The organism is Shewanella zhangzhouensis, assembly GCF_019457615.1.
Taxonomy (GTDB): Bacteria; Pseudomonadota; Gammaproteobacteria; order Enterobacterales; family Shewanellaceae; genus Shewanella; species Shewanella zhangzhouensis.
This window is the reverse complement of sequence record NZ_CP080414.1, coordinates 2510340-2528131: the sequence shown is the minus strand read 5'-3', so window position 1 is coordinate 2528131 and position 17792 is coordinate 2510340. Positions and strand designations below refer to the sequence as shown.

Annotated in this window: 17 protein-coding genes; 8 read left to right on the top strand and 9 right to left on the bottom strand. The window is 50.5% G+C overall.

The features are described 5' to 3' along the window. Positions 1–31: 31 nt before the first annotated feature. The 3 genes from K0H63_RS10905 (at position 32) to rnd (ending at position 3994) form a co-directional block, all read left to right on the top strand. A complete protein-coding gene (locus K0H63_RS10905; RefSeq protein WP_220064705.1) occupies positions 32–967 on the top strand; it encodes an alpha/beta fold hydrolase in 936 nt (311 codons plus the stop codon). A gap of 173 nt (positions 968–1140) precedes the next feature. Continuing rightward, positions 1141–2817 (top strand): long-chain-fatty-acid--CoA ligase FadD, encoded by a 1677-nt coding sequence (gene fadD, locus K0H63_RS10900; protein WP_220064704.1) that lies wholly within the window; start codon positions 1141–1143, stop codon positions 2815–2817. 61 nt (positions 2818–2878) lie between these two features. Beyond that, entirely contained in the window at positions 2879–3994 is a 1116-nt protein-coding gene (gene rnd, locus K0H63_RS10895; RefSeq protein ID WP_220064703.1) for a ribonuclease D, read from the top strand. A gap of 495 nt (positions 3995–4489) precedes the next feature. Here the strand turns inward: rnd and minE are convergent, their stop codons facing one another. The 3 genes from minE to minC are packed head-to-tail and all read right to left on the bottom strand — an operon-like array spanning position 4490 to position 6263. Further along, positions 4490–4747: a cell division topological specificity factor MinE gene (gene minE / locus K0H63_RS10890; protein WP_203323958.1), complete on the bottom strand. Its 258-nt coding sequence runs from the start codon at positions 4745–4747 to the stop codon at positions 4490–4492. 2 nt (positions 4748–4749) lie between these two features. Continuing rightward, positions 4750–5559, bottom strand: a complete 810-nt coding sequence (gene minD, locus K0H63_RS10885; protein WP_011760044.1) for a septum site-determining protein MinD — start codon at positions 5557–5559, stop codon at positions 4750–4752. 29 nt (positions 5560–5588) lie between these two features. Next, positions 5589–6263 (bottom strand): septum site-determining protein MinC, encoded by a 675-nt coding sequence (minC, locus tag K0H63_RS10880; RefSeq protein ID WP_220064702.1) that lies wholly within the window; start codon positions 6261–6263, stop codon positions 5589–5591. A 122-nt stretch (positions 6264–6385) separates the two neighbouring features. On the opposite strand from minC, the gene K0H63_RS10875 reads away from it, so the two are divergent. Genes K0H63_RS10875 through K0H63_RS10865 form a run of 3 tightly spaced genes read left to right on the top strand, consistent with a single transcriptional unit; the run spans position 6386 to position 8184 of the window. Continuing rightward, a complete protein-coding gene (locus K0H63_RS10875) occupies positions 6386–6664 on the top strand; it encodes a YcgL domain-containing protein (protein WP_220067883.1) in 279 nt (92 codons plus the stop codon). A gap of 39 nt (positions 6665–6703) precedes the next feature. After that, a complete protein-coding gene (locus K0H63_RS10870; RefSeq protein WP_220064701.1) occupies positions 6704–7699 on the top strand; it encodes a lytic murein transglycosylase in 996 nt (331 codons plus the stop codon). Positions 7700–7743: 44 nt separating this feature from the next. Continuing rightward, positions 7744–8184: a YcgN family cysteine cluster protein gene (locus K0H63_RS10865; protein ID WP_220064700.1), complete on the top strand. Its 441-nt coding sequence runs from the start codon at positions 7744–7746 to the stop codon at positions 8182–8184. Between the two features lie 75 nt (positions 8185–8259). Here the strand turns inward: K0H63_RS10865 and dsbB are convergent, their stop codons facing one another. Together dsbB and nhaB are read right to left on the bottom strand one after the other, a co-directional pair. Next, on the bottom strand, positions 8260–8769 hold the full coding sequence (gene dsbB / locus K0H63_RS10860) for a disulfide bond formation protein DsbB (RefSeq protein WP_220064699.1): 510 nt from the start codon (positions 8767–8769) through the stop codon (positions 8260–8262). A gap of 100 nt (positions 8770–8869) precedes the next feature. Next, the gene (nhaB, locus tag K0H63_RS10855) at positions 8870–10456 is read right to left on the bottom strand and encodes a sodium/proton antiporter NhaB (protein ID WP_220064698.1); all 1587 of its coding nucleotides are present in this window, start codon (positions 10454–10456) and stop codon (positions 8870–8872) included. Positions 10457–10762: 306 nt separating this feature from the next. Here nhaB and fadR point away from each other — a divergent pair, with 306 nt between their 5' ends. Continuing rightward, complete coding sequence (gene fadR, locus K0H63_RS10850; protein ID WP_011760037.1) at positions 10763–11485, top strand: fatty acid metabolism transcriptional regulator FadR; 723 nt, start codon at positions 10763–10765, stop codon at positions 11483–11485. A 45-nt stretch (positions 11486–11530) separates the two neighbouring features. On the opposite strand, the gene K0H63_RS10845 is transcribed toward fadR, so the two are convergent. From K0H63_RS10845 to sodB, 4 genes are all read right to left on the bottom strand, one after another. Then, complete coding sequence (locus tag K0H63_RS10845) at positions 11531–13057, bottom strand: SpoVR family protein (protein WP_220064697.1); 1527 nt, start codon at positions 13055–13057, stop codon at positions 11531–11533. A 9-nt stretch (positions 13058–13066) separates the two neighbouring features. Further along, on the bottom strand, positions 13067–14338 hold the full coding sequence (locus tag K0H63_RS10840; protein ID WP_220064696.1) for a YeaH/YhbH family protein: 1272 nt from the start codon (positions 14336–14338) through the stop codon (positions 13067–13069). A 51-nt stretch (positions 14339–14389) separates the two neighbouring features. Beyond that, positions 14390–16324, bottom strand: a complete 1935-nt coding sequence (locus K0H63_RS10835; RefSeq protein WP_011760034.1) for a PrkA family serine protein kinase — start codon at positions 16322–16324, stop codon at positions 14390–14392. Between the two features lie 253 nt (positions 16325–16577). Then, the gene (gene sodB / locus K0H63_RS10830) at positions 16578–17162 is read right to left on the bottom strand and encodes a superoxide dismutase [Fe] (RefSeq protein ID WP_011760033.1); all 585 of its coding nucleotides are present in this window, start codon (positions 17160–17162) and stop codon (positions 16578–16580) included. A gap of 242 nt (positions 17163–17404) precedes the next feature. Here sodB and grxD point away from each other — a divergent pair, with 242 nt between their 5' ends. Continuing rightward, the gene (gene grxD, locus K0H63_RS10825; protein WP_011760032.1) at positions 17405–17737 is read left to right on the top strand and encodes a Grx4 family monothiol glutaredoxin; all 333 of its coding nucleotides are present in this window, start codon (positions 17405–17407) and stop codon (positions 17735–17737) included. Positions 17738–17792 lie beyond the last annotated feature (55 nt).

Below are 17792 nucleotides of genomic sequence, written 5' to 3'. Positions count from 1 at the left end.
GCGTGGCAGTAATAACGATGCGAGAGTTTTGATGACTAGTGAGTTTCAAGAGCTGGAGCTCACCTTGCCCCATATCAGGCTGGCAGGGTGGCAATATGGCGGCATGATAAGTGATGAAGCCAAAGACGACTCTCGGGCAGATGCCCAAGCCAAGCCGCTGGTGCTGGCACTTCACGGCTGGCTTGATAACGCCCAGAGTTTTGCGCCGCTCGCGGCCTCATTGAACGATGTCACGCTGTTGGCCGTTGACTGGCCGGGGCATGGACTGTCAGCGCACAGGCCGGGGGAGTATCCCCTGCACTGGATAGATTACCTCTATGATTTGCATGCACTATTACAGTTTTTAAAGCTACGTGGTGAAAGGCCTTTGGCCATTATTGGTCATTCACTGGGCGGCATAGTGGCCAGTGCTTACGTGGCCGCTCACCCGGATGCCTGCGAAAAGCTGATCCTGATAGAAGCACTTGGGCCGCTTAGCGAGAGACCAGGCAAGAGTCAGAAGCGGCTGGCTGACAGTTTTGCATCTCACACCGCCTTATCCGAAAAAAAGGTAACAGGGGAGCAGGCAAAGGCTTATACCAGTTTGGATGCGATAGTCGAGGCAAGACATAGGTTGACGGGGCTCGATAAAGCGGCATGCAAGTTGATTCTGGCACGTAATTTTGAATATCGCAGCGAGGGCGACCAATCAGGCTGGTATAACAAAACCGACCCCCGACTTAAGCTGGATTCACCGCTCAGGCTCACACCGGCGCACGCCGAGGCGTTTATCAGAGATCTCGAAATGCCAACCCTGTTACTGATGGGAGAGCAGGGATTTGCTAAGCTGCACGAGGCGCTGGAGCATGCGCGCCCCCTCTATCGGCAGCTGCAAGTGCAAACTATCGCAGGCGATCATCATCTTCATATGACCGACCCGGATGGCACCGCCGATGCCATTCGTCACTTTCTGAGCACCTGCGGATAAGCCTTAAAAAGGGGCTGGGCTTTTAAGCGCAATTATGTGATGATTGTCAAAAATTTAAACGCCCGTATGATTTTCGTGCGTAAGTAAATAATAACAAGTTAAAACAACCGTATCGGCGATCCTTAGACGCTTGGACAAGCGTCGCCGTTACCTCGGGGTTTTAGGAGACTTTTGTGGACAAGCCTTGGATTAATCATTTGCCACACGATGTGCCTGCTGAAATTGATGCGGGCAGATTTGACAGTTTGGTCGACATGTTTGAACAGGCGGTGAGGGATTACGCCGATCAACCTGCCTTTATTAACATGGGTGCGGTGCTCACCTACCGTAAGCTTGAAGAGCGCAGCCGCGCCTTTGCCGCCTACCTGCAAAACGAACTTGGCCTCAAGAAGGGCGACAGGGTCGCGCTGATGATGCCCAACCTGCTGCAATACCCCATTGCACTTTTTGGTGTGCTGCGTGCAGGCTTGGTGGTGGTGAACGTCAATCCGCTGTATACCCCGCGGGAGCTTAAGCATCAACTGATTGATTCCGGCGCGAAAACCATCGTAGTGGTGTCAAACTTTGCCCGCACCCTTGAAGAAGTGGTGGACGACACGCCGGTAGAAAGCGTCATTATTACAGGGCTTGGTGACTTGCTGAGCGCGCCCAAGCGTACCCTGGTGAACTTTGTGGTGAAGTACATCAAAAAGTTGGTACCCAAGTACGATTTGCCACATGCCATCTCCTTCAGGAGCGCCCTGCAAAAAGGCCGCCGTATGCAGTATGTCAAGCCAGAGCTCGATATAGATACACTGGCATTTTTGCAATATACGGGCGGTACCACGGGCGTATCAAAAGGCGCCATGTTGAGCCATGGTAACGTGGCGGCCAACGTATTACAGGCTAATGGGGCCTACGCGCCGCTGCTTGCCGATGGTAAGGAGTTTGTGGTTACTGCACTGCCGCTCTATCACATCTTTGCCTTAACGGTGAACTGCTTGCTGTTCCTGCATAAAGGCGCACAGAACCTGCTTATCACCAACCCCCGTGACATTCCGGCCTTTGTATCGGATCTGCGCAAGTATCCTTTTACCGCGCTGACCGGAGTGAATACGCTCTTTAACGCCCTGGTGAACAACGAAGAGTTTACCCAGCTGGATTTCTCTCGCCTTAAACTCTCTATTGGCGGCGGTATGGCGGTGCAGCGCGCGGTGGCAGACAAGTGGCAAAGTATCACCAAAACCCGCTTGCTTGAGGGCTATGGTTTGACAGAAGCCTCGCCGCTGGTGGCCTGTTGTCCCTACAACCTTGAAGGTTACAACGGCTCTATCGGTTTCCCGGCGCCTTCGACCCTGATACAGGTGCGTGACGATGATGGAAATGTCCTGCCCCAGGGTGAAACCGGTGAACTCTTCGCCAAAGGCCCCCAGGTAATGAAAGGCTACTGGCAACGCCCGGAAGAAACCGCCAAGGTAATTGATGCCAATGGCTGGCTCGCCACCGGTGACATTGGCTACATGGATGAACAGGGATTCTTTTACATAGTTGATCGCAAGAAAGACATGATCCTGGTGTCGGGCTTCAACGTGTTTCCCAATGAGGTGGAAGACGTGGTTGCCATGCACCCGAAAGTGATTGAAGTTGCCGCCATAGGTGTGCCCAATGATGCCAGTGGTGAAATCGTCAAAGTCTTTGTGGTAGCCAAAGACAAATCTTTGACCGAAAGCGATATTATCAAGCACTGCAAGCATCATTTAACGGGCTATAAGGTTCCCAAGCTGGTAGAATTCCGCGATGAGTTACCTAAGACCAACGTGGGTAAAATATTGCGCCGAGAGCTTAGAAACGAGGAGCTTAACAAGGCGTGATAGAAAAACCGGCGTAAAGCCGGTTTTTTATTGCCACGAGCCAAGATAAGGGGAGAGAGGTTTGCTGGAGTTTCACTACGTAAAGGACGATGAAGCGCTGACTGCTTTGGTCGACCAATACAGCCAAAGCCGATTATTGGTATTGGACACCGAGTTTGTGCGTACCCGTACCTATTACGCCAAGTTGGGTCTAATTCAGGTATACGATGGCAATACTCTGGCCCTGATAGACCCGCTCGATATTCAGGATTTATCTGGCTTTTGGGCGCTGCTTACCAACCCGAATATCCTTAAGCTGGTTCATTCCTGCTCAGAAGATCTGGAAGTCTTTGCCCGTTATGGCAGGATTCAGCCCACACCCCTGTTCGATTCACAGATTGCGGCCGCGCTCAGTGGCATGGGCCATGGCCTTGGCTATGCCAAACTCGTTGAAGAATGTTTGGGGCAAACCCTGGACAAGGGAGAATCCCGGACCGATTGGATAAAGCGCCCTCTGACAGATGCCCAATTGCAGTATGCTGCCAATGATGTGTTTTATCTGTATCAGCTTTATCCTCAGCTTGAGCAAAAGCTTAAAACGCTGGGTCGCTTCGATTGGGTACTGGAGGAAGGTACCCGCCTGACTGAAGGCCGTTTGCTTCGCCCTGAGGCTGCAACGGCATATCTTAGGGTGAAGAACGCATTTCAGCTGACCCCTAAGCAATTGGCCTACCTTAAAGTGCTGGCAGCCTGGCGGTTGGAGCGTGCGCTTGATCGGGACCTCGCGCTTGGCTTTGTGATTAAAGACCATGCCCTGATTGCCCTTGCGAAAAAGCCGCCACGCTCCATCAGTGATTTATTGAAAATCAACGACCTCTCAGAGCATGAGAAACGCATTCACGGCAAGGACATCCTGAAAGTGTTGCAAAAGGCCGATGTGGATAATCCACCAGATGCCATTGATGTGATTGCACTCAAGCCCGGCTATAAGCAGGCGTTTAAAAACATCAAGGCCGCGCTCACCGAGATTTGCGAGCGTGAAGGGTTACCGAGCGAGCTTTTCTGCTCGAAACGCCATATCCACGAATATCTTGAATATCGCTGGCAAGGTGGTGCAGAGGATACGCCGCTGTTGTTGCAGGGGTGGCGCGGGAAACTCGCTACTGAAGTACTGCACGCTCTGGTATTGGAACCCTAGCCCCAGTGATAGGTTAGTTGAGATAGGTTAGCTGAGATGATTAGGCTGCTTCACATCGCAATCAGTTGAGATATCGAAAACACATCGTAAAAAAGCCGCCTCAAGGCGGCTTTTTTGTCACCCGGTGATTTTGGCCGTTATTTTTAGCCCAAGCGCCGCGACTCCATAGACCTAAGGAAGGTGCGAATAAGTCCCGTGCTTGCTCTGCGTGTGCTTAAAGTGGATAGATGCAAGGCACAGTTCGCAGCGAATGGCCCTAGTCCTTCGCAAGAACTGTAACGCAGCAGATACCGCTGTAAGCCACGCCCTGCGGGGCTTTGATAGCAACACCATTTCGGCGTTATTCAACTTCAGCAGGCCTCGGCATGCCCTCAGTTGAATGCCTTGAACTGTCGCTGCTATCAAAGCCAGAGCTGTGCGACGACTTGTTCGCACCTTCCCTAATCAAGGCTGCCTTGAACTCGGCTACGGCGGCAACTGAAATCACTGGCCCGATTAACGCTCCGGCAGGGTAACGTTGAGCTCAAGCACTGACAGGTTGTCGTCATTTTGCTCAAGCTGCACTGAGACCTGTTCTTCCGAAATGTAAACGTACTTACGGATCACTTCGATAATTTCCTGTTTCATTTGAGGAAAGTAGTCTGGTGCGCCGCGTTCAGTGCGTTGATGTGCCACGATAATCTGTAAACGTTCCTTGGCGAGGGACGCTGAGTTGGCTTTTTTGTTGCTTCTGAAGTAATCGAGTAAAGACATAATCAGCTACCAAAAATCCTTTTCAACAGGCCCTTCTTCTCTTCGGTGACAAAGCGAAGTGGGAGTTCTTCACCCAACAAACGGGCAACGGTATCACTGTAGGCCTGACCAGCGTCACTTTCCTGGTCGACAATCACAGGAACCCCTGAGTTTGACGCCTTAAGTACGGCCTGGGATTCGGGGATAACACCCAGCAAATCGATGGCCAGAATGTCTTCCACATCTGCGACGCTCAGCATTTCACCGTTTTTCACCCGGGTTGGGGAGTAGCGGGTCAACAGCAGGTATTCCTTGATGGGCTCAAGGTTTTGCTCCGCACGGCGCGACTTGCTTTGCAGAATGCCAAGGATGCGGTCGGAGTCACGCACAGAACTGACTTCAGGGTTGGTGGTGACAATCGCGATATCGGCGAAATACAGTGCCATCAGGGCGCCGGTCTCGATGCCAGCTGGTGAATCACAGACTATGTATTCAAAGTCTTTGGCGAGATCATCCAGCACTCTGCCGACGCCTTCGCGGGTGAGGGCATCTTTGTCGCGGGTTTGCGAAGCTGGCAGTACAAACAGGTTTTCGCTGCGCTTGTCTTTGATCATCGCCTGGTTAAGATTGGCTTCACCATTGATGACGTTAACAAAATCGTATACCACCCGGCGCTCGCAGCCCATGATAAGGTCAAGGTTACGCAGCCCGATATCAAAGTCTATCACCACGGTTTTATGACCACGGAGGGCCAAACCTGTGGCAATGGCGGCACTTGATGTGGTTTTACCTACGCCGCCTTTTCCGGAAGTGACAACAATAATCTGTGCCATGCTAATTTTTATCCCTTAATTCTGCCCCATCACAATGGCAGTGCTTCTACTGTTAGTGAGTCGCCATCGAGGCGCACACAGCCGCTTTTCGCGGTCACACCATGCTTTTGTAAATTCTCAGTCAGCCAGTATTGACCCGCGATGGAAATAAGTTCGGGCTCCAGGTGGCTGGCCAGGATAACTGCATCCCGCTCGCCATTGGCGCCGGCCATGGCCTTGCCCCTGAGTGCACCGTAAATATGAATACTGCCATCGGCAATCACCTCGGCGCCGTTTCCGACTGCACCGAAGATAATCAAATCGCCATTTTTAACGTAGATCTGCTGCCCGGAACGCACGTTTTGCCGCACGATACGGGTGGTTCTGGGCGCGGGAGGGGGAGAGGGCATCTGTGTCTGCTTGCCGGCTTTGACCGAGGCAAGCCCACAGGCTTTGGCCAGCTCAGACAGTGCTTCACTGGCGCCGGTAACACCAACAATCACCAGTTGACGTGATACCAGCAGGTCTTTAACTGCTGCCAAGTCCAATTTTCCGTCTTCGACGGCGGATAGATTCAATACCAAAGGGGCTCCGATAAAAAACTGCGGCGCTTGCGCCAGCTTCTTATCGAGGTCCAAGGTGATGCTGTCCAAATCGGAGGTATTGATATGCAATACCGACAGCGTAAAAGAAGATCCCTTTAATTCAAGGCTTGCTTTTCGCATCCCCGTAATCTGCTCCAGAAATTAATCAGTCTCGCGCTGATCTGCATTTTTTTCTAAAGAGCCCATGTTATAGTGTGCCCCAATCACTGGCAAGTTTGATATTTTCGGAAATTGACCCACCTATGATATGTGCCGTTTATAAAAGCAGCCGTAAGCAAGAAACCTATTTATTCGTACCCAAGAGAGATGATTTCAGCCAGGTGCCAGAGCCTTTACTGCAGATGTTTGGTACACCTATGCTGGTAATGCTGTTGCCGCTCGACAGGAAAGAGAAGCTTGGGATTGCCGATATCGACAAAGTGCGCAGCGAACTTGCTGAAAAAGGCTATTATTTGCAATTGCCACCACCTAAAGATAATTTACTGACGCAACACCGCCGAGATTTAGGCATAGAGGATTGATAAAGGATTCATCATACTCATCAGGAGGCGTTTGAAACTGTGAAGTCAATATTCTGTACTTCCCTGTCAGCGTTGGCACTGATGTCTGCCACTGTCATGGCGCAAAGCGCAGACAGTGGCAGTTTCGCCGACTATCTGGCTGGCCTTAAAAATGTGGCCGCCAGCCAATACCAAATCCGTCCGCAAACCTTAGATGCTGTTTTCCCAAAGATTAAGGAGTTTCGACTCGCGAAGAGTGATGCGAGTGAACCCGTCGCAGCGCCTGAGACCAATCTCGATACTTTTTTGCCACAAACCCTGAATGATGCCTTGGTAGACGAAGCAAAGTTTCAATATCAGGGGCATGCAGAAACCCTGAACCGGATTGGTAAAAAATACGGCGTTCAGCCCCGTTTTATCGTTGCTCTGTGGGGGCTTGAGTCGCGTTATGGCCGCGACTCTGGTGTCTACCCCATATTGTCTGTCACCGCATCAAAGGCCTTCAATCAGGAACAGGAAGCCTTTTATCGTGAGCAGTTTTTTGCAGCGCTCAAGCTAATCGACAGCAGCAGTTGGCAGCCCGATGACTTGCTTGCTACACCCGATGGCCGCATGGGACAGCCCAAGTTGTTACCTCAGGCCTTTTTGTCTTCAGCCAAAGATGGCGATGATGATGGCAAAGCCGATATCTGGACCAATCCAGCGGATGTGTTTGCCACGCTCGCTTACTCGCTGCAACAGGCCGGTTGGCGCGAGGACGAAACCTGGGGGCGCCAGGTTAAAATTCCTGCCGACTTTGACGTGTCTCAGGCCGCAGAGGGGAATAAGAAGTCGTTTTCCCAGTGGCAGGCCCTGGGTGTAAGGCGTTTTGATGGTACCGATTTACCGGCAAGGGCCGACATGCAGGTTGAAATGGTCATGCCCGATGGCCCCAAAGGACGGGTCTATCTGGTTTACGACAACTATGTTGCGCTTAAACGTTGGCATGACAGTGACTATTTTGCCCTGGCGGTGGTGCATCTTTCGGATCGCATCAAGTTTCAACTGGGTGAATGAGGTATAATGCCGCGTTTGTTCACGTATGCCGGTAGTCTGTTGTGATGGAATTTTGGAAAACCAAACGTTTGGAAGAGTTGAGTCCCGAAGAATGGGAATCTCTTTGCGACGGTTGTGGTAAATGTTGTCTCAATAAAATCATTGATGACGAAACTGATGAGCTGTATTACACCAATGCGGCCTGTAAGTTGCTCGACCGGGATGCCTGTCGTTGTCGTCATTACAGCGAACGCTTTACGTTCGTTCCGGGCTGCGCGGCCATTACACCTGATAATATCTCCAGTTTGACCTGGTTGCCGGACAGCTGTGCCTATATCCGCTTGTTTCATGGCAGGGATTTACCGAGCTGGCACCCGCTTATAACCGGTTCAAAAGAGACCATGCATGCTGCGGGTATGTCGGTGAAAGGTAAGGCCGTTTGCGAAACCAAGGTAAGATACCTGGAAGACCATATCGTGCTGTGGCCACTTAAAGATGTCGATTAAAAAACGCCCCATACGGGGCGTTTTTTATTGAACGGCATTGTTGACCACGTCCAGCTTCAATTTCGAAGGTGCGTGTCAGGTGGATTTCTTCAGCATCGGCACGATAAACGCAAGCCAGGCAAGCAAGTACACGCTGAACGCCACTATCATCCATTCCCCCATGGTGACACCGGCAAATTCCCAGGGAATATCGGTGCACATGCCTGTGGGCATAAACACACTGGGTAGCCATTCATGTAATTGCAACCAACTCGGAAATTCCGGCAGAAATGAACAGGTTGAGAATGGGTTGGGGTTGTTTTGCATATCAACCAGCTCAAGGGCCAGTTTAAGCCCCCATGCAGCGGATACACCCCACAGCATGGCGCCAAGCACGCGAATCAGCCGATTTGCCGGCGCCATGAAACCGATTAGTCCTGCTCCAAGTAGACCGAATACGGCAACTCGCTGGTAAATACACATCACGCAGGGGTCGAGTTTCATAATGTGCTGAAAATAGAGCGCGGCAGATTCCAGGGCGAGGGCGCTTAAGGCGAGAATGCCCCAGGACAGACGGCTGTGGGCAAACGAAATCAGGCTTTGCATAGGGTCTCCATGGGTGGAATGTCCATAAAAAAGCCCGCACACGAGAGTGCGGGCTATTTCTGACTTTACTTAAGCAGCTAAGTTCAGTCAATCCAGAGAATTAATGTCCACCCAGTGCCTTACCGGCAGCTTCCGCTGCTGTGTGATGATTAATCAGGTGGCTGTCATAGAAATACTGGGTCATATCGGTGAGGAAGCCTGATTCGATGGTCAGGATGCCTACGATAGACAGCACTATGGTGTATGGCAGCGCCATCATCACCATGCGGCCATAGGACAGGCGAATGAGCGGAGCCAGGGCTGAGGTCAGCAAGAACAGGAAGGCTGCCTGACCATTTGGGGTAGCCACAGATGGCAGATTGGTCCCCGTGTTGATGGCCACGGCCAGCAAATCAAATTGGTCACGGGTAATTTGCCCATTAAGCAGCGCAGCCTTAACCTCGTTGATATACACGGTACCCACAAATACGTTGTCACTGACCATGGAGAGCAGGCCATTGGCGATGTAGAAGATAACCAGCTGCACATTGCCTTCATAGCTCAGTGCCCACTGGATAACCGGTGCAAAGAGTTGTTGGTCAATTATCACACCTACCACAGCAAAGAAGACGGCCAGCAACGCGGTAAAGGGCAGGGCTTCTTCGAACGCTTTACCCAGCGCATGCTCGTCGGTAATGCCGTTAAAGGCAGTGTTAAGAATGATCACAGAAAGACCAATCAGACCCACCGATGCCAGGTGGAAAGCAAGACCAACAATCAGCCAAACACCTACCAATGCCTGAACGATGAGCTTGACCTTGTCTTTTGGTGTGCGACGGGCATCTTCGTATGCGTCGTATTCGCTCAGGATCTTGTGTACAGCTTCCGGCAGTTTGGCGCCGTAGCCAAACCATTTAAACTTTTCCACAATAAAACAGGTCATGATCCCGGCAAAAAACACCGGCACAGTGACCGGAGACATGCGAATGGCAAATTCGCCAAACTGCCAGTTGGCCTGAGCGGCGATGATGAGGTTTTGGGGCTCGCCAACCATGGTGCATACGCCACCGAGGGCAGTACCCACACCGGCGTGCATCAAGAGGTTACGCAAAAATCCGCGGAATGACTCAAGCTCGCTTTCGTTAAGCTGCTCTGGCGCTTCCGAGGTATGGTCGTGATCTGAGCTGAAATCTTTACCCGATGCCACCTTATGGTAGATAGAGTAGAAGCCCACAGCCACGGTGATAATCACCGCAATAACGGTAAGGGCGTCGAGGAAGGCAGACAAAAACGCTGACGCAATACAAAACAGCATGGATACGACGATTTTCGAACGTACCTTGGTCAGCATCTTGGTGAAGGCGTACAGCAGCAGCTGTTTCATAAAGTAGATGCCAGCCACCATAAACACCAGCAGCAGCAGTACTTCCAGGTTGGCCTGAATTTCGTGTAACACCTGAGTGGGGCTGGTCATGCCGATGATCACGGCTTCTATGGCAAGCAAACCACCGGGTTGCAGGGGATAGCATTTAAGGGCCATGGCCAGGGTAAAGATAAACTGGATAACCAAAACCCAACCTGCAATAAAGGGGTTCAGGTAAAAGAGTATCGGATTTATCGCCAAAAACGACAGGATCGCGAACTTATACCATCTGGGCGAATTACCCAGAAAGTTGGCAAACAGTGACTGCCCAAGAGTCAATGGCATTTTCCCTCTCCATATGCTTGATAATTAATGAGGTTTATTATTTTTTAGTATAGCGGAACTGACACGTACTTCAGTCTAGCCTAAACCTTAACCTAAAGTAATCCGCTAACCACAACAGAAGGTGGCAAAAAACTGATCTCAATTACAAAAATTGCAGATAAACGACGTCGTTCGATGTCTTTTTAAACAACAATGTGATTTCGGACCAATTCAAATTGTTCAATAGCACGCTTTAGGTTTTCATTTTTTACCGCTCTGGTATGATCAGTGCCCAACACGAGGTTAAACCACTGGAAATTGGGGCTGATGATAATCAATGCCAAAGGTCCTGCGAGTTTCGCAGAGAAATACATAGTGCGTTCCATTTGGGAAAATAAATTCCCCCCTGGCTCCATTCTTCCTGCCGAGCGTGAGCTTTCAGAGCTTATCGGTGTAACCCGTACCACATTGAGGGAAGTACTGCAGCGTTTGGCACGCGATGGCTGGCTCACCATCCAGCACGGTAAGCCAACCCGGGTAAATAATTTCTGGGAAACTTCAGGTCTGAATATTTTGGAAACCATTGCGGACCTGAATCCGGAAGGCTTTCCGGTGTTGGTAGACCAGTTGTTATCGGCCCGAACCAATGTCAGTGCCATCTATTTCCGAGGCGCGCTGCGTCACAATCCAGAAACTGCAGTCGAAATCCTTGCGCGGATCCATGGTATGGAAGATTCGGCCGAGGCATATGCAGAGTTCGATTACGATTTGCATCACACCCTGGCCTTTTCATCGGGTAACCCGCTTTATGTACTGATCCTGAATGGTTTTAAAGGACTTTACAGCCGGGTAGGCCGCTACTATTTCTCCAGCGCTGAAGCACGAAAGCTGGCGATGGATTTTTATATCGAGCTGGAAAAGCTGGCAAAGCGTCATGCCTACGGAGAAGTACCGGCGCTGATGCGAAGCTATGGCATCAACAGCGGTAAAATGTGGCAAAAACTGAAAGACGCCATGCCAGCTGATATTAATCAGGACCCCCACGGTTAATGTTTTCAGCAGCATAAAAAAACGCAGCCATCAGGCTGCGTTTTTTTATATTTTCACCGAGTGTCCCTCTTCATCTCTTGGGGGACAACGTGCCAGCTCCTTGATGGTGCCATCACTTTCTTCCTGTTCAAGCACCACGGTAAAACCCCACAATCGATGAAGGTGTTTCAACACTTCCCTGTAATCGTCTGCCAGTGGAATATTGTGGAAAGGCACATACCTTAACGTCATGGAGCGATCGCCCATTACCTCAACCCTGTGCACCTGAATATTGGGCTCAAGATTGGACAGGTTGTATTGCTGCGACATGGTCTGCCGAATTTCCCGATAGCCGACCTCATCATGGATGGCTGAAATAGACAGATAGTTTTTGCGCTCGTCGTCCACAATCCCGAAAAGCTTGAACTGTCTTATCATGGCCGGTGACAGATATTGGCTGATAAAACTCTCGTCTTTAAAGTTTTCCATGGCAAAGTGCAGGGTATCCAGCCAATTGCTGCCGGCAATTTCAGGAAACCAGGCTCTGTCTTCCTCGGTGGGGTTTTCACAGATCCGGCGGATATCGGTAAACATATTAAATCCGAGGGCGTAGGGGTTGATGCCGGAATAATAGCGACTGTTGTAAGCGGGCTGTGCGACCACCCCAGTGTGGCTTTGCAGGAATTCCAGCATAAAGCGGTCGGTCACCAGGCCTTCATCATATAGGTGATTCAAAATGGTGTAGTGCCAGAAAGTGGCCCAGCCCTCGTTCATCACCTGGGTTTGCTTCTGGGGATAAAAATACTGCCCCATCTTGCGCACAATTCGGACGATTTCCCTTTGCCATGGTTCAAGCAGTGGCGCGTGTTTCTCTATAAAATAGAGAATGTTTTCCTGAGGCTCTGCGGGGAAACGTTTTTTGGGCTGCACTTCCTTCTCAACCTGGCTAACTGGAATGGTTCGCCAAAGGTCATTTACCTGGCTTTGCAGGTATTCTTCACGCTCTTTCTGGCGGGCTTTTTCTTCGCGGAATGAAATTTCTGACGGGCGTTTGTAGCGGTCAACACCATAGTTCATTAACGCATGACAGGAATCGATGACATTTTCCACGGCATCGACACCGTGGCGCTGTTCGCACTCTGCAATGTAATTCTTGGCAAATACCAGATAGTCGATAATTGAGCTGGCATCGGTCCAGGTTTTGAACAGGTAATTGCCTTTAAAAAAGCTGTTGTGGCCGTAGCAGGCATGGGCCATCACCAATGCCTGCATGGTGATGGTGTTTTCTTCCATCAAATAGGCGATGCAGGGGTTGGAGTTAATGACGATTTCATAGGCGAGTCCCATTTGGCCACGCTTGTAGCTTTGTTCTGTTTGAATAAACCGTTTGCCAAAAGACCAGTGGGTGTAGCCGATAGGCATGCCGATGCCCGCATAGGCGTCCATCATCTGCTCGGCAGTGATGACCTCAATTTGATTCGGGTACGTGTTTAGCCGATAGTGCGCTGCAACCCGCTCAATTTCCCGTTGGTACTCTTCCAACAGTTCAAAGGTCCAATCTGGTCCGTCGCTTAAAGGTTTGCGTTTCCCCATAAAGCCCCCTTATACCGCCTGCTTCTTGAACAGCTCTCGGAACACAGGATAGATATCTTCTGCCTGGCGAATGTGCTGTACAGCCATGTTGTCAAACACTTGTCTTAGGGAGTCATATTCACGCCACAGGGTTTGATGGGCGCGGTTAGTGATTTCTATGTAGCTGAAATAGCGCACGGTTGGCAGTATTTGCTTCTCCAGTATTTGCCGACAGGTAGGGGAGTCATCGGCCCAATTATCGCCATCCGAGGCCTGGGCGGCATAGATGTTCCATTCCTCTGCCGGATAGCGTTCTTTTTGAATATCGACCATCAACTTAAGGGCACTGGAGACGATAGTGCCACCGGTTTCCTGAGAGTAGAAAAACTCGTGCTCGTCCACCTCTTTGGCTTGGGTATGGTGACGTATGTACACCACCTCAAGGTTTTTATAGGTGCGGGTAAGAAAGAGATACAGCAGAATATAGAAGCGCTTGGCCATATCTTTCGTGGCCTGATCCATGGAGCCGGAGACGTCCATCAAGCAGAACATCACCGCCTGGCTGGATGGTACTTCACGCTTGGTAAAGTTGTTGTATCTGAGGTCGAAGGTATCGATGAAAGGTACGGCATCGATTTTTTTACGCAGTGCCTCTATTTCGGTTTTAAGCGCAAGTATGCGGTCTGCGTTTGCACCTGGCGTGTTTTCCAGCTCCTCAAGTTCAGCCTCAAGTGTTTTAAGATGTCTTTTTTTCGCCGCTGTCATGGCTGTCCGGCGGGCGAGCGATGAGCGAAGCGAACGCACGATACTGATATTGGCCGGTACGCCATCGTTGGTGTAACCTGCTCGTTGAACCTGATATTCCACCAGTTTATTCAGGCGATTACGTTGAAGATTTGGAAGTTCCAGGTCCTCAAACAGTAGTTCCAGGTATTCATCCTTGGAGATCTGGAATACAAAATCGTCCTGACCTTCGCCGGAATCTGACGCATCACCCTGGCCACTACCCTGACCACCACCGCCCTGAGGGGGTCTGTCTATTCTATCCCCTCGGGTGAACTGGTCGTTCCCCGGATGGACACGTTCACGGAAACCACCCCGTCCCTGATGGAACATGGGCTCAGTGATATCCCGGGTCGGGATACTGATTTGTTCACCCTTGTCCACATCGGTCACACTGCGACGGGTCACCGCGTCACTGACGGCTTTTTTTATCTGTTTTTTGTATCTGTTAATAAAACGCTGACGGTTAACGGTACTCTTACCCTTGGCATTCAGTCGCCTGTCGATAAAGTTCGCCATATGCACCTCCCCAAATCCAGCAACCCGCCTGCGAGCAGGCGGGTATTGGCATCAAGACGATTTACGAACCCGCAGATACCACTCAGACAACAGACGTACTTGTTTCTTGGTGTAGCCTTTTTCCATCATGCGATTGACAAAGTCATCGTGTTTACGCTGATCGTCGGTGGAGGTTTTGGCATTGAAGGAAATCACCGGCAGCAAATCTTCTGTGTTGGAGAACATCTTCTTCTCGATGACGGTTCTGAGTTTTTCATAGCTGGTCCAGGTCGGGTTTTTACCTTCATTGTTGGCCCGAGCCCGCAGTACGAAGTTAACGATTTCGTTACGGAAGTCTTTGGGATTGGAGATCCCGGCAGGTTTCTCTATTTTCTCAAGTTCCGCATTGAGCGCGGCGCGGTCAAACAGCTGACCGGTTTCGGGGTCGCGGTATTCCTGATCCTGGATCCAGAAGTCGGCATAGGTGACATAGCGATCGAATATGTTCTGACCGTACTCGGAGTAAGACTCCAGATAGGCGGTCTGGATCTCTTTCCCAATAAATTCGACGTATTTGGGGATGAGATAACCTTTGAGGAACTCAAGATAGCGCTCGGCGGTTTCACCGGGAAATTGCTCAGCTTCAATCTGACGCTCCAGCACATAGAAGAGGTGCACCGGGTTGGCCGCAATTTCGGTGTGGTCAAAGTTAAACACCTTGGAGAGGATTTTAAAGGCGAAGCGGGTTGAGAGTCCGTTCATGCCTTCGTCAACGCCGGCGTAGTCACGGTACTCCTGATAGGACTTGGCCTTGGGGTCTGTATCCTTGAGGCTCTCACCGTCATAGACCCGCATCTTGGAATAAATGGATGAGTTTTCAGGGACTTTGAGCCTTGAAAGTACGCTGAATTGAGCGAGTGTTTCCAGGGTGCCCGGAGCACATGGCGCTTCGGACAATTCTGAATTGATAATGAGTTTTTTGTAGATCTGGATTTCTTCCGACACCCGCAGGCAGTAGGGCACCTTAACGATATAAACACGGTCGAGGAAGGCCTCGTTATTTTTATTGTTTTTAAAACTCGACCATTCAGATTCATTGGAGTGGGCGAGGATAATGCCGCTGAAGGGGAGAGCCGACAGGCCTTCGGTGCCGTTATAGTTCCCTTCCTGAGTGGCAGTCAGCAGCGGGTGCAGCACCTTGATGGGCGCCTTGAACATCTCCACAAATTCCATCAAGCCCTGGTTCGCGCGGCACAGCGCGCCTGAATAGGAGTAGGCATCGGCATCGTTTTGGGCAAAGTGCTCCAATTGGCGAATATCCACCTTACCGACCAGCGACGAGATATCCTGGTTGTTTTCATCGCCGGGTTCCGTTTTTGCCACGGCGATTTGATCGAGCACAGACGGGAAGACTTTAACCACCTTAAAGCGACTGATATCACCGCCATAATCGTGCAGGCGTTTAACGGCCCAAGGCGACATGATGGTTCGCAGATAACGGGTGGGAATGTCGTACTCTTCCTGAAGCAGCTTGCCATCTTCGTCTGCATCGAACAGGCAAAATGGGTGGTCGTTCACCGGGCTGCGTACACCGTCGGCACTGAGCACATACACAGGGACTTTCTGCATCAACGCTTTGAGCTTTTCAGCCAGAGAGGACTTACCGCCGCCCACAGGCCCCAGCAAATAAAGAATTTGCTTAGATTCTTCAAGCCCTTGAGCCGAATGTTTAAGGTAAGCCACTATCTGCTCTATGGCGTCTTCCATGCCAAAGAAATCTTTGAAGGCCGGATAGCGGGAAATAAGCCGATTTGAGAAAATTCGGCTCAGAACAGAATTTTTTGAAGTGTCGATAAGTTCGGGCTCACCGATAGCCAGAAGTAAACGTTCGGCCGCGGTGGCGTAGGCGCTTTTATCCTGCTTGCAGATTTCAAGAAACTCTTGCAGTGAATATTCTTCTTCGAGTTTCTTTTCATAGCGCTGTTGGTAATGTTCAAAGATGCCCATGATAACCCCCTGAAACGCCATTGATGTGATGCAAGGAGCGGCGATCTGATTTTGCTCCCTATCTGTAATCTTAGACACAAAATCTTGCGCTGTGTCAAAAAAATCCTGAAAAAACAATGACAAATAGTTGCAAAAGCAACTATTGCAAGTGCGTTGATTCGAGGTAATAGGGGATGTAGTGGGATTGACTAAGGAAAAATGACAATAAAAAAGGAGCCATCAAGGCTCCTTTTTAATGAGGCAACGGCTTGTATTAACCAGCGAAGTTCTGGTTTACGAAGTCCCAGTTTACCAGTTCCCAGAAGTGGGCCAGGTAGTCAGGACGTACGTTGCGATAATCGATGTAATAAGCGTGTTCCCACACATCCACAGTCAGGATTGGGGTAACGGAATCATCGGTCAGCGGAGTAGCGGCGTTGCTGGTGTTTACAATAGCAACGGTGCCGTCGGCTTTCTTAACCAACCAGGTCCAGGCGCTGCCGAAGTTGTTAACAGCGGCGTCGGTGAACTTGGCTTTGAATTCTTCGAAAGAACCGAAAGCAGCATTGATGGCATCGGCAACCGGACCAGTGGCAGCGCCACCGCCGTTAGGGGCCAGACAGTTCCAGTAGAAGGTGTGGTTCCAAACCTGAGCAGCGTTGTTGAACACACCACCGGTGGAGGTCTTTACGATCTCTTCCAGGCTCTTGCCTTCGAACTCGGTACCTGGGATCAGGCCGTTCAGCTTAACCACGTAGGTGTTGTGGTGCTTGCCGTAGTGGTACTCGATGGTTTCCTGGGAAATATGGGGTTCCAGTGCGTTCTTTGCGTATGGCAGTGGGGGTAATTCGAAAGCCATTAGTATCTCTCCATGGACGATTATACGTTTTTCACGTTCTTGCTCACTGGCCAATATTGTACTCGGAAAATCTGTGATGTGAATCATTCTTTGGGGTTTTCGGGCGATAGTGCTTATCGAAAAATCAAATAGTGACATAACCTTACAAACTGTGGGATTTTGTTCCTGCGTCCACTGGCGTACAATAAAGGCCACGTGTAAGACATCAAAGCCCCTATGGGGATGCCAAGTCAGGAATCAAAATGGAAACAGTAGAAAGAATCAAGCAGCAAATTGCTGAAAACCCAATCATTGTGTACATGAAGGGTTCTCCAAAGCTGCCAAGCTGTGGTTTCTCTGCCCGCGTTGCCGAGATGATGATTAACATTGGTGAGCAGTTTGCCTATGTGGACATCCTGCAACATCCGGATATCCGTGCTGAGCTGCCCAAGTATGCCAACTGGCCAACCTTCCCGCAGCTGTGGGTCGAAGGTGAATTGATTGGTGGCTGTGACATCCTGACCGAGATGTTCCAGAAGGGCGAACTGCAGCCACTCATTAAAGAAGTGGCCGCCAAGTACAAAACTGAAGAATAAGCTTCAGGTTCTGCCTTATAAGAAAAGCCCCGCCAAGCGGGGCTTTTTTGTAGCT

What these genes read in the sequence shown, in the direction of transcription:
- K0H63_RS10905 (WP_220064705.1), top strand. Translation starts at nt 32, where the DNA reads ATGACTAGTGAGTTTCAAGAGCTGGAGCTCACCTTGCCCCATATCAGG.
- minE (WP_203323958.1), bottom strand. Translation starts at nt 4,747, where the DNA reads ATGTCTTTACTCGATTACTTCAGAAGCAACAAAAAAGCCAACTCAGCG.
- minD (WP_011760044.1), bottom strand. Translation starts at nt 5,559, where the DNA reads ATGGCACAGATTATTGTTGTCACTTCCGGAAAAGGCGGCGTAGGTAAA.
- minC (WP_220064702.1), bottom strand. Translation starts at nt 6,263, where the DNA reads ATGCGAAAAGCAAGCCTTGAATTAAAGGGATCTTCTTTTACGCTGTCG.
- K0H63_RS10875 (WP_220067883.1), top strand. Translation starts at nt 6,386, where the DNA reads ATGATATGTGCCGTTTATAAAAGCAGCCGTAAGCAAGAAACCTATTTA.
- K0H63_RS10865 (WP_220064700.1), top strand. Translation starts at nt 7,744, where the DNA reads ATGGAATTTTGGAAAACCAAACGTTTGGAAGAGTTGAGTCCCGAAGAA.
- dsbB (WP_220064699.1), bottom strand. Translation starts at nt 8,769, where the DNA reads ATGCAAAGCCTGATTTCGTTTGCCCACAGCCGTCTGTCCTGGGGCATT.
- nhaB (WP_220064698.1), bottom strand. Translation starts at nt 10,456, where the DNA reads ATGCCATTGACTCTTGGGCAGTCACTGTTTGCCAACTTTCTGGGTAAT.
- fadR (WP_011760037.1), top strand. Translation starts at nt 10,763, where the DNA reads ATGATAATCAATGCCAAAGGTCCTGCGAGTTTCGCAGAGAAATACATA.
- K0H63_RS10845 (WP_220064697.1), bottom strand. Translation starts at nt 13,057, where the DNA reads ATGGGGAAACGCAAACCTTTAAGCGACGGACCAGATTGGACCTTTGAA.
- K0H63_RS10840 (WP_220064696.1), bottom strand. Translation starts at nt 14,338, where the DNA reads ATGGCGAACTTTATCGACAGGCGACTGAATGCCAAGGGTAAGAGTACC.
- K0H63_RS10835 (WP_011760034.1), bottom strand. Translation starts at nt 16,324, where the DNA reads ATGGGCATCTTTGAACATTACCAACAGCGCTATGAAAAGAAACTCGAA.
- sodB (WP_011760033.1), bottom strand. Translation starts at nt 17,162, where the DNA reads ATGGCTTTCGAATTACCCCCACTGCCATACGCAAAGAACGCACTGGAA.
- grxD (WP_011760032.1), top strand. Translation starts at nt 17,405, where the DNA reads ATGGAAACAGTAGAAAGAATCAAGCAGCAAATTGCTGAAAACCCAATC.